Here is a 15951-nt window from a genome sequence, read left to right as displayed (position 1 = left end):
CTCCTCGATGGACGGTCGGACAGGTCTCCGAATTTGCTATAGCAAAGCCTAGCCCGCGGTGGACGGCTCTTCCAAGAGCTGCTGCACGACAGCGCAGGCGTGCTCTTCCAGGATCTCCAGAGCACCGGGCGCCAGCGGTGTCTGCCATGCCTGGTAGGCACCCCGCGCATAGGCCTCCCGCGTGGGCAGATACACGAACCCGGGTCCGTTCGTGAGGTTCATCACCACGATCGGGGTCTCGGGGAAGCGCGCGCGGAGCGTGGTCTGCAGCCGCGAGTACGCCTCGCCGGGGTGCCCGAGGAGCACTGCGTCCCCCAGGCGCCATGCCCAGACCGGATGCGTCACGGTCGAGCCGTCGATGTAGCCGTCGCGGAGGTTCCGCGCCCGGCCGAGCCGTTCCTCGCGAGAGCGGGGGTCGATGTCCTTCCAATCCTCCGCGAGCTCGTCGAGAGTGGGCAGGTCCCGGAGCGGCAGCTCGACCCCGGCGACCTGCCCTGCCGCGACGTCGCCTGCCGTCGCGGGCCGGCCCGCCCAGATCGCCAGGGGCGCCCCCGATTCGACGACGCCGACGAGCTCGACCTCCGCGCCCGGCTCCGGGAGGCCGTCGAGAGCCGCGAGCACGGCATGACCGAGGGAACGGCCGTGCCGATCGGCGACCGTGACGTCCCCGGTGTACTGCTCACGAGGGGCGAGCTCGCCCGAGGCACCCTGCACGAAGAGACACGGCGCACCGGTGGCGGCCTCAACGGTCTCCCGCAGCGCGCCGACATAGTCCGGAGACACCTCCCGGCATTCCCAGGCCAGCGTGGTGGGGTGGCAGGCGTAGTTGACGAGCGTCGCGACGACGGCGCCGTCGATGCTGAGACGGCCGACCATCACGGTGTCATCGGCCTCCCCCGCCGGGTTGAAGCCCACGAGCGCTCGCCCGTCGACGTCGAGCTCGCGATCGGCCGCGAGCGCGCAGTGCCCGCGGGTCCATTCGACGAGGCCGGGACGCGCGTCGTCCAGCGCCTCGCGCCCTGCGGCGATCCCCGCCGCCACGAGCGCGTCGAGGTATCCGGGGATCAGCTCCCCGCCGGGAAGGCCCGCGTCCGCCGCGCAGAGCACCGCGCCGGCATGGGTGTGGGAGAGCGAGAGCATGAGCTGGTCGACCTCGAGCCCGAGGCCCGCCAGGATGGCGCCGCGCACACCCTGCTCGTCGGCGACACGGCGCCACCAGGTGCCGTCCACGGCGAGGAGGACGCGCGGACGCGCGTCGCCGCCCACCAGCGCGAGGGCCGTCAGCGCGAACGGCCGATGCGTCCCCTCGGAGCGCTCCCACTCCGCCGGCCCCCAGTTCTTGGCCCTGATGCCGACCGGGGGCGTGATGTCCCGCCGCGCGACGCCGATCCTCGCCGCCGTGCGCGGCACTCGGATCCGGTCGCCGATCCTGGTCCGCACCGCTGCCGTCGACCCCATGCCGCCTCCTCGCATCCTTTGCTATAGCAAATCCTACTCTGTGCTCCGTTCCGATGGCTGGCCGGGATCGTCACCCTGCCTGCCACAGCGCGGCCGCCTCGGCACGGCGCCGACGCTCGGCCGCGGGGTCGGCCACCGGGATCGCGGCCATGAGGCCGCGGGTGTACTCGTGCTGAGGGTCGGCGAACAGCTCGTCACGCGGACCGGTCTCCACGATCCGCCCTTGCTGCATCACCGCGACGGTCGAGGACATGTACCGGATGACGGCGAGGTCGTGGCTGATGAAGAGGTAGGTCAAGCCCAGCTCCGCCTGGAGCTCGCGCAGCAGGTTGAGCACCTGCGCCTGGATCGAGACGTCCAGGGCCGAGACCGACTCGTCGAGCACGAGGAACTCCGGCTCCAGCACGAGTGAGCGGGCGATCGAGACACGCTGGCACTGCCCGCCCGACATGGACCGCGGCAGCCGATCCGCGAACTCCTCGTCAAGGCGCACGCGGCGCATCGCCTCGCGCACCTTCTCGGCGCGGCTCGCGGTCGTCCCGATCCCGTGCGCCCGCAGCGGCGCCTCGATGATCTGCGCGACGGTCTGGCGACGGTTGAGCGCCGAGAAGGGGTCCTGGAACACCATCTGCATGCGGCGACGCAGCCGGCGCAGCGGCTCGGCCTTCAGCTCGTGCGGACGCTCTCCGTCGAACTCGACCGACCCGCCGTCGATCCCGCCCAGGGCCAGCACCGCCTTGGAGACCGTGGACTTGCCCGACCCCGACTCTCCCACCAGGCCGAAGGTCTCGCCGCGACGGATCTGGAACGTCACACCGTCGACCGCGGTGACCCGGCGCCCGGAGCCCAGGGTGAACGCCTTCCGGAGGTCGCGCACGTCGACGAGCACGTCGCCCTCCTCGCGGGCACGATCGACCGCGCTGATCGATCCGGCCTCCTCGACCGCCTCGGTGCCCCGCTCCTGCACCTCCGCGGCGGTGCGGATCGGCCGGTGCACATCGACGGTGAGGTCGACCACCGCACCCAGCAGCGCCTTCGTGTACGGATGCTCCGGAGAGGAGTAGAGCCGGTCCACCGGCGCCTCCTCGACGATGCGTCCGTCGCGCATGACGTGGATCCGCTCGCAGAAGCCGGCGGCGACGCCGAGGTCGTGCGTGATGAGGATCACCGCGGTCCCGTGCTCGTCGGCGAGCCGGTCGAGGAGATCGATGATCCGGGACTGCGTCGTCACGTCCAGCGCCGTGGTCGGCTCATCGGCGATCAGCACCTTCGGCCGGGACGACATGGCCATCGCGATCATCACACGCTGCCTCATGCCCCCGGAGAACTCGTGCGGATACTGCCCGAGTCGCTCCTCGGGGAACGGCACGCCCACCTCCGTCAGCAGCTCCACGGCCCGAGCCCGCGAGGCAGCCGCCGTCGTCCGCTCGTGCAGACGGATCGCCTCCACGAGCTGATGCCCGATCGTGCGCACCGGGTTGAGCGAGCTCATGGGGTCCTGGTAGACCATCGCGATCTCGCCGCCGCGCACCCGCTGCATCGCGCGCCGGGGCAGGCTCAGCAGGTCGCGGCCGTCGAGGAGGATCTCGCCACCCAGGGACGCGCCCTCGTTGAGCCGCATGATCGAGAGCGCGGTGAGCGACTTCCCCGACCCCGACTCCCCCACCAGGCCGATCCGCTCCCCTGGGCGCACCGCGAAGCCCACGCCCTTGACCGGCGTGACGTCTCCGTAGGACACGGTGAGGTCGCGCACCTCCAGCACGGGTGCGGTCTGTTCGGCGCTCATCGACGAGCCCCCTTCCGATCGCCGCCGAACTGATCGGCGAGCACGTTGAGCAGCCAGATGGTGACGAAGATGAACAGCGCAGGGAACAGGACGTATCCGATCGACTGGTACATCTTCTGGTAGCCCTGCTGCACGAGCGTCCCCCAGGTCGCCTCCGGCGGCGCGATGCCGAGGCCGACGAAGCTCATCGACGCCTCCAGGAGGATCGCGTTGGCCGCGTTGATGGCCGCCTGGACGACGATCGGTCCGCGGGCGTTCGGCAACACCTCCGCGAAGAGGAGACGCCTGCGCGTCGAGCCGAAGGCGACCGCCGCGGTGAAGTAGTCCTCCTGGAGCTCGGTGAGCACCGCCGAGCGGACGAGGCGCGCGGTCGTCGGCGTGAGCAGGACGCCGACGATCACCGCGAGCTTGACCGGATCGGCGCCGAAGGCCGAGATGAAGACGAGCGCGAAGAGGATCTGCGGGATGGCCATGACGGTGTCCGCGAGGCGCATGAGCAGCTCGTCCGCGATGCCGCGCAGGAACGCGGCCGCCATCCCCCAGGCGATGCCGAGGACCATGGCGACGAGGGTCGCTCCGCCGGCGATGAGCACCGTCAGCTGCCCGCCGTGGAGCACCCGGCTGAGCAGGTCGCGACCGAGCTCGTCCGTGCCGAACAGGTGCGCCCCCGAGGGCGGCGCGAACCGGTCGGGCGACTGCGCGGTCGGGTCGAAGGGCGACAGCACGGGTGCGAGCACACAGGCGAGGACGATGAGGGCGAGGACGCCGACCGACAGCCAGGAGGCGACGGCGACCCGTGGGCGGCGCTGCGCGGATCGGCGGCGCAGGACGATGGAAAGCGTGTCAGCCACGGCTCCTCCTTGTCCGTGGGCGGGGGCTTGTCCGGGTGCGGGGGCTCGTCCGAAGGCGGGGGTCGAGGACGCCGTAGAGCAGGTCGACCACGAGCGTGGTGAGGATGAACATCGCCGAGATCAGCAGCACGACGGACTGCAGCACGGCATAGTCGCGTTTGAACACCGCGTCGATCGCGAGGGAGCCGAGTCCGGGGATCCCGAACACGTACTCGACGATCACGACGCCGCCGAGCGTGTAGCCGACGATGAGGCCGAGCATGGTGAGGCCGGGGATGAGGGCGTTGCGCAGCGCGTGGCCGAGCACGACCCCCGCGGCCGACTGTCCCTTGCCCTTGGCCGTGCGGATGTAGGGCGCGTCCAGCACCTCCACCATCGACGCGCGCAGGAACCGCATGAGCAGGGGCGCTGCGGCGAAGGCGAGGGTGAGGGCGGGAAGGATCATGCGAACGAGGTTCTGCCCGAGGTTCTCGCCGATCGGCGTGTAGCCGCGCGCCGGGAGCACCTTCAGCTGCACCGCGAAGACCACGATGAGGAGGATGCCGATGAGGAACTGCGGCAGAGCCATCCCGGCCGTGGAGATCGCGGTCAGCACCCGATCGAGGACGCCGAGCGGACGGAGCGAGGCGAGCACGGCGGCGGGGAGCGCGATCAGCACCGCCACGAGGATCCCGATCAGGGTGAGCTCCAACGTCGCGGGGAAGCGCTGCGCGATGAGCTCGGTGACCGAGAACTGGTTGAAGTAGGACTGACCGAAGTCGCCGGTCGCGATGCCGCCGACCCAGCGCAGGTACTGCTCGATGATCGGCGCGTCGAGGCCGGCCTCCTCCCGGAGGCGCTGCAATGTCGCCGCGTCGACGCCGGGCGTCGACCCGAGCCGGGTGATGACCGGGTCGCCGGGCAGGAGCCGGAGCACGACGAACACGAGGAGCGAGGTGGCGATCAGCATCGCGACGCTGATCGCCACCCGGCGGAGGACCGACAGGATCACGTCAGCCCTTCACCTGTGCGCCCTCGAGGTGCAGCTGGCCGCCGCCCTCGACCCAGACGCCCGTGACCCTCGATCCCGTGGCGCTGACCACGGTGGACTGCAGCGGGACGATGAGCGGGACCTCGCGGTTGACGATCTCCTGCACCGTCGCCCATTTCTCCTTGCGCGCCTTCTCGTCGGGCTCGGCGATCGCGCCCTGGAACGCCTGCGTGAACTCCGGGTTCACCCAGTTGCACTCACAACGGCCGGAGAGGTAGAAGTTCAGCGAGTACGCGGGCTCCGGCGGCGTGGACTGGAAGTTGGGCACGATGTAGCCCGGGTACGACTTGCCTGCCGGATAGAACGAGTCCACCCAGGTCCCGATGTCGTTGTTGTCGATCTTGAGCGTGATGCCGATCTCCTTCAGGCTCGCCTGCAGGATCTCGCCGCTGGTGTTCCACTCCGGATACTGCCCGGCGATGCCCCACCAGGTGAGGGTGCTGCCCTCGGTCACACCGGCCTCGGCGAACAGCTTCTTCGCCTTGTCCAGGTCGTAGGAGTAGTCGGTGAGGTCGCCGCCGAACCATGGGTTCGCCTCACCCAGCGCGTTGTTGGTCGGCGAGACGAGGCCCTGGCCGGAGTAGGCCGCGTCCAGGATCGCCTGCCGGTCGGTCGCATAGGCGAGCGCCTGGCGGGCGCGCACGTCGTTGAACGGCGGCGACGTCGTGTCCACCTCCCACGACGGCCACTGGCTCGGGTTGTCCGGCCGGACCAGGGAGATATCTCCCCCGCTCTCGAGCCCCGCCACGTCGCCCTGGGGCACCGACCAGAGCACATCGATGTCGCCGGAGCGGAGGCCCGTCACCGCTGCCGTCGACTCCGCGGCCTTGACGATCGTGATGGTGTCGAGCGCGGGCTTGTCTCCGAAGTACTTGTCGTTGCGCACGAGGGTCACGGAGTCGTCGGGCGTGAACGTCGAGACGGTGTACGGACCGGTGCCGACCGGCTCCTTGTCGATCGTGGCGAGCCCGTCGACGTCGAGCATCTTCACCCAGACGATCCCTGCGGGCAGCGTCGCGATCGGCTCGGAGAGGGTGAGCACGACGGTCTTGTCGTCGGGGGCGGCGACGTCGGTGATCATCGAGATCTTGTTCTTCTCCTGAGTGGCGGTGCCCTCGTCGAGGTAGTACTGGAAGGCCTTCACCGCGGACTCGGCCGTGAACGGGTCCCCGTCGGAGAAGGTCACGCCCTCGCGGAGCGTGAACGTCCAGGTCTTCTGATCGGCGGACGCCTCCCACTTCTCGGCGAGGTCGCCGACGACGTTCCCCCTCTCGTCCGTCTTGGTCAGGCCGTTCCAGAGCAGCGGGAAGAGCACCTCCTCCCAGGCGAACGTGCGGATGGCGGGGTTGAGCTGTGGGATGCCCTGGGCCGCGGCCACGGTGATCGATCCACCGCCCGCGTCGCCGGATCCCGGCGCGGGCGACGAGCAGCCGGCGGTGACGAGTGCGGCCGTGAGCAGCATCGCCGCTCCGAGCCCAGCACGACGACGTGACATGGTGCCTCCTCCATTGGTGCATCAAACGGGTAGTTCGCTATAGCATCTAGCAAAACTCGTTCCACGTCCAGTCCCTCTTTCACACCACTCTCCCCCATCGGCTCGCCGGAGGCCGAGATCATCCGAAAGCGGGACCTCCGGAACGGGATCGGATACCGCGCCCGTGGATGCCATAGCATCGGGGAAGCAAACACGCCCTCCCGGACCGGAGGCTCCGAGGGCGGGGAGGAGGGCGGATGCGCAGCGTCGCCGATCAGAACATCGCGGAGCAGGTGGCCGACGAGCTGCGCGCCGCCATCCAGTCCGGCGAGCTCGCCCCCGGCGAACGGCTCGTCGAGCGCAAGCTCGCCGAGCGCCTGGGCGTCAGCCACATCCCTGTCCGCGAGGCCCTGACCCGTCTCGCGCAAGAGCACCTGGTCGTCCGCGAACCACGGCGCGGCGCCCGCGTCGCGGCGCTCACCGCCCAGGACCTGGAGGAGATCTCCAGCCTGCGGATCGTGCTGGAGCAGTTCATGGCGCTGCGGGTGCAGGAGCGGTGGGACGAGAGCTCGGCCGCGCGCCTCCAGGGCATCATCGACGCGATGGCGGCGGCCGACCCGGGAGACATGGACGAGGTGCTGCGCCAGGATCGCGCCTTCCACGAGGAGCTCGCCGAGCTGGCCGAGCACCGCTTCCTCACCGAGCTCAGCACGCAGATCCGCGGCCGCATCGCCGGGTTCCTCCACGCGGCCAACGCCGCACTCGACCCCTCCCAGCAGGAGGAGCACGTGCGCAGCCATCAGCTGATCGTCGACGCGATCGCCAGCGGGGACCCGGACCGCGCGCGCGAGGTCATCGCCGCGCACGTCGCGGTCGCCGTCGCCCGCATCCAGCCCACCCCCGCCACGGAGTAGCCGCTTCGCCCCGCACCGGCACACGGTCCGGGAAACCTGCCCGGTGCGCCAGCGCCGAAGACGGAAGGAGACCCCCGGCACGGCACCGGAGGCCTCCCCCGTCGGCGACCCGGAGGCCGGTGCGACGCTCAGACCGTGACGTTGCCCGTGAGCACGACCGACGGCCCCTCGGACGGCATCGCCGTGCGCGTCGTCCCCGTCTCGACGTTCGCGGAGTGCACCAGGGTGGACCCGGCGCCGAACGCCTCGGGAGCGAGGCTGAGCGCACCGCCGTCGAAGCGGTTGCCCACGATCCGCGCATGATTGCGGCCGCCGCCGAGCTCGATGTGCGCCCGCTGGCCCGAGAAGGTGCCGTTCGCGACGTCGAGCCGGAGCTCGGCCGCGCCGTCGGCCGACAGGAACGCCCCCTGCCCGCCCTCCGCCCGCACCCCGGACAGCGCGATCGCCTGCGGGTCGGCGCCGTTCGCACGCACCCGGGCGTCGGCGAAGGTCGTCCCCTCGAACCGGACGGATCCCGCGCTCACCTCGACCGGGGTCGCGTCGGCGGCCGCCGACAGCGTGCCGCCACGGAACGTCACAGGGCCTGCCCCCTTGATCCTCATGCCGCCCACACCGTCGAGGTCGGTGTCGACAAACGTGACCGGCGTGGTCACGGTGTCGTTGGTGAGGTCTCCGGCGGCGGTGAAACGGAACCGCGAGTCGGCGATCACGGTCGGCCGCGACGAGGCGTCCGACTGCTGGGTGATGATGAAGGTGTCGGACGCGGTGCACCCGCGCAGCTGCGCGCCGTCGGCGTTGATCCACAGCATCCCCGAGCTCGGCAGAGACGCCTTGCCGATCACGTGCACGTCCTCGAGCGTGAGGTCGGTCACGCGTACGCGGGCGACGAACCAGGAGCACACATGCGTGCGCACGGTGATCCGCTTGGCCGCCGACCCCCAGGCCGCGCCGGAGTTCGCGAAGGTCATGAGCCCTGAGTTCCCGATGTAGGTGAGGTCGTGCTCGTACTGCCCGTGCGTGACGAACGGACCCTGGTCGTCGCCGTCGCCGTGACAGTTCTCCACCAGGCAGTACGCGCTCGCGGTGAAGTCGTTGAGGTGGCGGGCGTTGGAGGTGTGACAGTTGGCGACATAGCCGTAGAGGCAGTAGATCTGCTGCGTCAGGTATCCCGCGCCGCCCAGCGTCACCGAGACCGGATTGCTCAGGCGGCAGTGCTCGGTGGCGTAATGGGTGTTCCAGCGGCGCATCACCAGCGGCCAGAAGGTGCGCTCGCCCTCGACGTGATCGACGTCGCAGTGCACGGCGTACTCGAACGCGATCGGGTGCGAGCCGGTCACGTCGCTGTCGCCGCCTCCTCGGAAGCGCAGGCGCGAGATGCGGACGCGCTGCACCGGATCGACCCTGCGCCAGGTCATGACGCGATCGGCGCCGAGCGGCCAGCCGACCTTGTAGCCGATCCGGATGTGCCCGCCGTCGACGATCTGCGTGACCTGGACGAGGCGCTGCACCTCCCGCTCCCAGCGACCGCCCCGTCCGTTCACCTCCACCGCATACCAGGAGCCGACGGAGAAGAACGAGGAGTCGGCGACGGGGAGCACGTCGGCGAGATCGGGGACCTCCTCGCCGAGCACGGACTCCTGGACCTCGTCGGTGACGACCCCGCGGAAGAACATCACGGCCGAGAACGGATCGTTCGGCGCCGCGTTCTCGATGCCCTCTGTCGTCATCAGGTGTCCGCCGAAGTCGAGGACGAGATCGGAGCGGGAGAAGACATGGCGGCGGACGAAGTTGAGGTCGCTGTGCGCCTCGATCCTGTGCACCGCCGCGTCGCCGACCATCGCGTCCAGCGCGTCGTCCGCCGGAGTCTCAGGGCCGAAGATCCCGTATGCCCGGAAGTCCAGGGTCCCCTCGTGCAGACGCACCCAGACCACGCCGCCCTTGCCAGGGACGACCCGTCCGCCGTCCACGGCGGGAAGGTCACGAGTCACGCAGCGGAACAGCCCGCCGCCCCCGTCGCCCGCCACCACGTATCCGGCCACCGCGATCACGTCGTCCTGCTTGCCCTTGACATCGGCCAGGTCCTGCACGGTCGCGGTGCTGTCCACCCCACGGGCCGCCATGACGCCCATGGGCACACCCGTGGGCGTCGCCGCCTCCGCTGCGGCCGGAGCCGCGACCGCGGCCACGCCGCCGAGCGCGGCGGCGCCGAGGCCCGCCAGCACGGTCCGGCGCGTCCGCGGCTCGCTCTCGTTCGTGTCGTCTCGATGCGTCATCGTCATCGTCGTCCTCTCTTTCACGGCATCGGTGCCGTGTCTCTGGGCGGCCTGGGGGACCGCCGTCCGGGGGCGACGGCTCTACGCCGGCCGCCCGCCGCGGGCGAGTGCCGCCGCGCGGATGCTGTTGGCCACGACCGTGCGGGCCTGCGCCCACGGCGCGGTCATCCTGCCGTGGGGGACGTCGGCGGCGAGCTGGCGGATCAGCCCCTCGAAGCCGAGCTGCCGTCGCGGATCGGCACGAGACTCCGCTCCCCCTCCGCTCGCGGCCGCGGCCAGGCCGAGCGTGCGCACGCCGCGGTCGGTGACGATCTCGAGCGCGTAGGCGTCGTCCCCCGGCACCCCGCCGATCACGGCATGGACCGGCACCGGCTCCGCGCGTCCGGGGACGTGGAGGACGGCAGCGATCCCGGCGACGTCCTCGGAGCGTGCGCCGGGCAGCGCCGAGGCACGGGTCCACCCCGTGCCCGCGCCCAGGACGGCCCCGGGGAGGATCCGATCGACCATCTCCCACGCGTGGATCCCCACCGTCACCGCCGTGCCGCCGCCCACCGTCGGATCGTCCTGCCATGCGCGACCGGCGAGGCGGAAGGAGGCGGCGTCGTGCTGAGCGAGCACGCGCACCGAGAGGACGACCGCGCCGCGGACGTCCGCGACGAGCGCCGTGAGCGCCGGCGCGAACCGCAGCACGGAGGCGGTGCCGAACAGCGGAGCCGCGGAGCCGTCGCGGCGACCGGCCACGAGCGCGTCCCACTCCCTCAGGCGGGTCTCGTCCGCGGCGGCGACCTTGTTGAGGAAGACCGGCGCCCGGCCGACCAGGGCATGACCGACGGTCATCGCCTCATCCGGCCTGGGCGTGGCGATGACGAGGTCTGGCCGCAGCACGGGCAGCTCTGCCACATCGGCGACGACCCGACCGCCGAAGCGGGCGGCGAACTCCTCCGCCCGCGCCGGGTCGACGTCGTGCACGCCGGCCACCTCGCCGCCCAGGCTCCGGATGTTCTCCGCGTCTGAGAACGGATGCGAGTGCGCGAGACCGGCGAAGACGACCCGCATGACTCAGCCCATCGAGGACAGCTGCGCGCGGGTCACGGCATGGTCGAGCGGGCGCCCCGCCGCGAAGGCGGCGATCTCGTCGGCCACGATCCGCCCCTGGCTCAGCCGCCCTTCCCTGGTGCCCGCAGCGCGGTGGGGAGTGAGGAGGAGGTTCGGCAGACCGCGGAGCGGCGAGTCCGCGGCGAGGGGCTCCTCGTCGAACACGTCGAGCGCCGCCGCGATCCGTCCCGTGCGGACCTCGGCGAACAGCGCCTGCTCGTCCACGACCCAGGAGCGGGCCGTGTTCACCAGACTCGCGCCGTCGGGCATGAGGGCGAGCTCACGGGTCCCGATGAGGTGACGGGTGTCCGGCAGCGTGGGCGCGTGCACCGCGACGACGAGCGCGCGGCGAAGCGCCTCGTCCAGGCCGACGAGCTCGGCGCCCAGATCGGCGGCGGTCGCCGCGTCGATCGTGGGATCGACGAGCAGCGGGCGGGCGCCGAGAGCACGGATGAGCGCGAGATACGCCCGCCCTGTGCGCGAGGCCCCGATCACCGCGATCGGCGCGCCGAGGATCTCATGCTGCACGCCGGCCGCCGCCGCGTCGTACCAGCCTCCCCGTGCGCGGAGCCCGTCGTGCAGCTGGGGGATGCGGTGCAGAAGCGCGAGGGTGAAGGCCAGCGAGACCTCGCCGACCGCGCGTGCCATGCCTGCGCCCGCCTGGGTCACCACGACACCGCGGTCGAAGAGCTCGTCGCTCACATACGGCTTCACGGTCGCACCGGTGTGCGCCACCAGCTCCAGTCGTGGGAACCCGGCGAGCACGGGGGCGTCGAGCCGGTCGACGCCCCAGCTCGTGATCAGCACACGGGCGGAGGCGGTGTCCGGCGCGTCCGCGATCCGGTCCACCCGCAGGAGGTCGCCGCCGAGCGCGACCGACGCCGCGCGTACGCGGGCCTCGTCCTCGGCGGAGAAGAACTCCGCCCACAGCTGCTCCGAGACGACGGCGAGCACGACGGGACCGGTCATCGCAGCCAGCCGTCCTTGCGCTCGGCGATGAACGCGTCATCGTTGAGCTGCGGATAGGCCAGGCGCACGCGCTCGATCTCCTCCGCCTGTCCCGGCGAGAGGCCTTCGGCGGGGTCCAGGCACCAGATCCCCTCCAGCAGCCCCTGCTGCCGGAGCATCTCGTGCACGCCGGCGATCACGCCGTGGAAGTCGTGGGCAGGATCGAAGACCGCCTGGTTGAGGTCGAGGAGGTCCGACGCGGCGCGGCCCAGCTCTTCCCGCGCGACGGCGTCGCCGTCCGCGGCGGCGTGCGCGCGCTCCAGGAGTCCGACCGCCGCGTGCGTGCCGACCGCCCATTGGCCCAGGAGACCGCCGGCGAACCGCAGGGTCCGCGGGCCGTGCGGGGAGTCGACGTGGAACTCGGCGAGCAGGTCGGGGACGATCGCGTCGTCGTTGCCGGTGTACAGCGCGATCTCGTCCGCACGTCCGGAGGCGGCGATCCCGCGGACCAGCTCGAGCGTGCGGTACCGGTCGAACGGCGCGGCCTTGACCGCCACGACGGAGGGGATCGCGGCGAAGTCGCGCCAGAAGTCGCGGTCGAGGACCGGACCGCCGATCGCCGTCTGCAGGTAGAAGCCGACGACCGGCAGCACCTCGCCGACCGCACGGGCACGGCCGAGGAGCGTCGCGGGCTCGGCGCCGGGTACGCGCGGGCTCACCAGCACCGCGTCGTAGCCGAGCGAGCGAGCGAGCTCGGCCTCGGCGACGGCCTGCGCGGTGTCGCCGGCGATGCCCGCGATCCGCACGACCGCGGCGTCGGCGCGCGCGTCCAGCTCCTCCGCGGCGAGCGCCAGCACCGGCTCGAACAGGGCGTGCTCGGGGTCCCGGATCTCGAACTGGGTCGTGTGCACGCCGATCGCGACGCCGCCGGCGCCCGCGTCGAGATAGTACCGGGTGAGCGCGCGCTGACGGCGCTCGTCGAGACGGCGCTCCGCGGTGAGGGCAAGAGGGTGGGCGGGGATGACGGCACCCCGAGCCAGCGTGCGCGCGGCCTCCGGACGGAGAACAGGGACCACCATCAGAACTTCCCGTCCCGTACGGCCCACTTGGTGGGCTTGGCGGACATCGGCAGCCCGGCGGAGAGCCATTCCGCCTGCCAGGCGATGAGGGTGTCGGCGGGTACGGACGGGTATCCGAACAGCGCCATGCAGCGGCGGGCGTCGCTGAGGAGCGCCGTGGGCTCCGGCTCGTCCACGAGCGGGACCTCGCGGCCGAGGAGCTCGCCAAACCGGCGCGCGACGGCGGCGACGCTGAGCGTCTCGGGCCCGGTGAGGTTGACGATGAAGCCCTCGGCCGACGCGTGCCCGAGGCTCCGCAGCACGACCTCGTTCGCGTACCCCTGCCACACGACGTTGACGTTCGCCGTGGCGACCGAGACGGGCTGGCCCGCGTGGACGGCGCTCGCGATGTCGGCGAGCACGCCGTAGCGCAGGTCGACGGCGTAGTTGAGCCGGATGACGGCGATCCGGGTGCCTCGCTGCTGGGCCGCGAACTCGAACACGCGCTCGCGGCCGAGGCAGGACTGCGCGTACTCCCCGACCGGGGCGGGCGCGACGTCCTCGCTCGCGCCGCCGGAGGACGCGGGCAGGAACGGGTAGACGTTGCCGGTGGAGAGGATCGAGATCGCGCTGTCGCGATAGCGACGAGCCACCCGGTCGGGAAGGGCGGCGTTGACCTCCCATGCCCAGGAGGGGCTGGTGGCGGCGCCGAACTTCGCGCCGACCATGAAGACGACGTGGGGCGCGTCGGGGAGCGCGGCGAAGTCGTCGGTCTCGATGAGGTCGAACGGCACGACCTCAACCCCTGCCCTCGTCAGCCGCTCGCGCACGCTCGCCTCGCCGAAGCGCGACACGGCGTAGACGGTGTCGCCGCGGCGACCGGCGGCGTCCAGTCCGCGCCGGGCGAGGACGGCGAGGGTCGGCCCCATCTTGCCGCCGGCGCCCAGGATGACGAGGTCGCCCGACCCGCGGGCGAGGTCGGCGACGAGCGCCGGACTCGGCGTGGTCAGCGCGTCCTCGAGCTCGGCCTCGGAGGCGAAGCCGGTGCCGGGGCGCGGGGCTGGAGTGGTCACGGAAGGTCCTTTCGTTCGAATGCGGGCGGCCGGCCGCGGGGCGTCAGCCTTTGATGCCGGTCCCGGTCACGCCCTCCTGCACGTAGCGCTGGGCCACGAGGTAGGCGAGGAAGATGGGCAGCAGCGCCACCACGGAGCCGGCGAGCATCGTGCTCAGGGGCACGTTCTGCTGCTGGAGCGAGGAGATGCCGACCGTCAGGGTGAACATCGCGTTCGACTTGCCGATGATGAGCGGCCAGAGGAAGTCGTTCCAGTGCCAGAGGAAGACGAAGATGCCGAGGGTCGCGAGGATCGGCTTGCACAGCGGCAGGACGATCCGCAGGAAGATGCGGAACTCCCCCGCGCCGTCGATCCGCGCCGCCTCGAAGAGCTCGTCCGGGAGCCCCTCGATGAACTGGCGCATGAGGAAGACGGCCTGGGCGTTGGCGAGCGTCGGCAGGATGAGGCCCCAGTAGGTGTCCACGCCGCCGAGGTTGGCCATCAGGATGAACGTCGGGATGAGGGTGACGTGGAACGGCACCATGACCATCGCCAGGAACGACCAGAACATCACCTCCTTGCCCGCGAAGCGCTTCTTGGCGAAGGCGTATCCGGCCAGCGCGGAGAGGAAGAGCACCGCGACGACCGAGACGAGCGAGTACACGAGCGTGTTGCCGAGCCAGCCGAGCAGGTTCTGCCCGCCGAGCACCTGGGCGTAGGAGTCGACCGAGAGGTTCCAGGGCAGGAGGGACCCCGGGAGTTCGACGACTTTGCCCGGCTTCAGGCTCAGCACGACCATCGCGTAGAAGGGGAAGAAGCTCAGGATCGCGGCGATGCTCAGCCAGATCCACCGGAGCACGACGCCGAGGCCGGTGGGCTCGAGGGCGCGATAGGAGCGCGAGCGGCGGCGGCCTGCGCCCGGCCTCACCGGAGTCCGCGTCGTCCGGGCCTGCGTCGTCGTCGGGGTCACGGCGGTCATCTCTGCTTTCCGATCACGAGGCGCTGGATGAGGGCGACGACGAGGGTCATGGCGAACAGCGCCACCCCGACCGCGGCGGCATAGCCGTAATCGAAGTACTTGAAGCCCTGGTCGTACAACAGGTAGACGAGCGAGTAGCTGGCGCTCGCCGGTCCGCCCTGGGTCATGACGTAGATGACGTCGAAGACCTGGAACGCGGCCGTGGTCTCGATCACCGCGAGGAAGAAGAACGTCGGACGCAGGTGCGGGAGGATGATCGCCCGGAACCGCTGCCAGGCGCTCGCACCGTCCATGAGGGCGGCCTCCTCCAGCTCACGAGGCACGTCCTGCATCGCGGCGATGAGGATCATCATCCCGTACCCGAAGCGTGACCAGACCCCGACGACGATGATCGCCGGGATCACCAGGACCGTGCTGCCCAGCCACGAGCCACCGAGACCGAGCGGCGCCATCAGCGCCGACCACGGCCCGTTGGCGGAGAAGATCCACACGAAGATCGACCCGGCCAGCACGAGTGAGGTGATGACGGGGAGGAAGAAGATCGAGCGGAAGAAGCGCGAGCCGCGGAAGGCGCGGCGCACGCCGAGCGCCATCACCGTGGAGAGCACGAGCGAGATCGGCACCGCGAACACCGTGTAGACGACGGTCGTGCCCATCGCCCGCCAGAACAGGGGGTCGGCGACGAGGCGCTGGAAGTGGTCGAGGCCGCGCCAGGCGATCTCGCCCGTGATGTCGTAATCGAAGAGGCTGAGGGCGACGCCGGCGATGCTGGGCCCGAACCGGAACGCGAGGAACAGCAGGAACGCCGGCAGCACGAACAGCAGCGCCACCCTCGCCTCCCGGCGGGCGAGCACCCGTCCCACCGTCCCCATGGGCCTCTTGCCGGTCGTCGCCGTCGTCATCTCGCACCTCGCGTCGCTGGGGGTCCGGGGGCGCGCGGGCCGCGCGCCCCCGGAGGGGTCACTTCTTCAGGATCGGAGCCGCGGCGGCCGCGGCGTCCGTCAGCGCGGGGGCCCGGGACGTGTGGCCCCGG

At 71.3% G+C, this 15951-nt stretch carries 13 protein-coding genes; 1 reads left to right on the top strand and 12 read right to left on the bottom strand.

Annotation, left to right across the window (positions count from 1 at the left end; genetic code table 11):
* Positions 1-48: 48 nt before the first annotated feature.
* The 5 genes from ACP15J_RS11210 to ACP15J_RS11190 all read right to left on the bottom strand — a co-directional run bounded on the left by ACP15J_RS11210 (position 49) and on the right by ACP15J_RS11190 (position 6620).
* Positions 49-1458, bottom strand: coding sequence for a hypothetical protein (locus tag ACP15J_RS11210; protein ID WP_424937072.1), 1410 nt, complete (start codon positions 1456-1458; stop codon positions 49-51).
* 70 nt (positions 1459-1528) lie between these two features.
* Positions 1529-3244, bottom strand: a complete 1716-nt coding sequence (locus ACP15J_RS11205; protein ID WP_424937071.1) for a dipeptide ABC transporter ATP-binding protein — start codon at positions 3242-3244, stop codon at positions 1529-1531.
* Complete coding sequence (locus ACP15J_RS11200) at positions 3241-4095, bottom strand: ABC transporter permease (protein WP_424937070.1); 855 nt, start codon at positions 4093-4095, stop codon at positions 3241-3243. Before ACP15J_RS11200 ends, ACP15J_RS11205 begins: the two co-directional genes overlap by 4 nt.
* Complete coding sequence (locus ACP15J_RS11195; RefSeq protein WP_424937069.1) at positions 4088-5086, bottom strand: ABC transporter permease; 999 nt, start codon at positions 5084-5086, stop codon at positions 4088-4090. The genes ACP15J_RS11200 and ACP15J_RS11195 overlap by 8 nt, the downstream gene beginning before the upstream one ends.
* A gap of 1 nt (position 5087) precedes the next feature.
* Positions 5088-6620 carry an ABC transporter substrate-binding protein gene (locus ACP15J_RS11190; protein ID WP_424937068.1) on the bottom strand — a complete coding sequence of 511 codons (1533 nt, stop codon included), beginning with the start codon at positions 6618-6620 and terminating at the stop codon, positions 5088-5090.
* 236 nt (positions 6621-6856) lie between these two features.
* Here ACP15J_RS11190 and ACP15J_RS11185 point away from each other — a divergent pair, with 236 nt between their 5' ends.
* Entirely contained in the window at positions 6857-7513 is a 657-nt protein-coding gene (locus ACP15J_RS11185; protein WP_424937067.1) for a GntR family transcriptional regulator, read from the top strand.
* Positions 7514-7641: 128 nt separating this feature from the next.
* Here ACP15J_RS11185 and ACP15J_RS11180 read toward each other — a convergent pair whose 3' ends face one another.
* From ACP15J_RS11180 to ACP15J_RS11150, 7 genes are all read right to left on the bottom strand, one after another.
* The gene (locus ACP15J_RS11180; RefSeq protein ID WP_424937066.1) at positions 7642-9786 is read right to left on the bottom strand and encodes a hypothetical protein; all 2145 of its coding nucleotides are present in this window, start codon (positions 9784-9786) and stop codon (positions 7642-7644) included.
* Between the two features lie 81 nt (positions 9787-9867).
* Positions 9868-10842, bottom strand: a complete 975-nt coding sequence (locus ACP15J_RS11175) for a hypothetical protein (protein ID WP_424937065.1) — start codon at positions 10840-10842, stop codon at positions 9868-9870.
* A gap of 3 nt (positions 10843-10845) precedes the next feature.
* On the bottom strand, positions 10846-11850 hold the full coding sequence (locus tag ACP15J_RS11170) for a hydroxyacid dehydrogenase (protein ID WP_424937064.1): 1005 nt from the start codon (positions 11848-11850) through the stop codon (positions 10846-10848).
* Entirely contained in the window at positions 11847-12908 is a 1062-nt protein-coding gene (locus tag ACP15J_RS11165; RefSeq protein WP_424937063.1) for a dihydrodipicolinate synthase family protein, read from the bottom strand. The genes ACP15J_RS11170 and ACP15J_RS11165 overlap by 4 nt, the downstream gene beginning before the upstream one ends.
* Entirely contained in the window at positions 12908-13960 is a 1053-nt protein-coding gene (locus tag ACP15J_RS11160) for an NAD-dependent epimerase/dehydratase family protein (protein WP_424937062.1), read from the bottom strand. The genes ACP15J_RS11165 and ACP15J_RS11160 overlap by 1 nt, the downstream gene beginning before the upstream one ends.
* A gap of 43 nt (positions 13961-14003) precedes the next feature.
* Positions 14004-14918 carry a carbohydrate ABC transporter permease gene (locus ACP15J_RS11155; protein WP_424937061.1) on the bottom strand — a complete coding sequence of 305 codons (915 nt, stop codon included), beginning with the start codon at positions 14916-14918 and terminating at the stop codon, positions 14004-14006.
* Positions 14915-15820, bottom strand: coding sequence for a carbohydrate ABC transporter permease (locus ACP15J_RS11150; RefSeq protein WP_424937060.1), 906 nt, complete (start codon positions 15818-15820; stop codon positions 14915-14917). The genes ACP15J_RS11155 and ACP15J_RS11150 overlap by 4 nt, the downstream gene beginning before the upstream one ends.
* Between the last annotated feature and the right edge of the window lie 131 nt (positions 15821-15951).

It is taken from the genome of Microbacterium sp. S308A+, from assembly GCF_049800815.1.
GTDB lineage: Bacteria > Actinomycetota > Actinomycetes > Actinomycetales > Microbacteriaceae > Microbacterium.
This window is presented reverse-complemented; position numbering and strand designations above follow the sequence as displayed.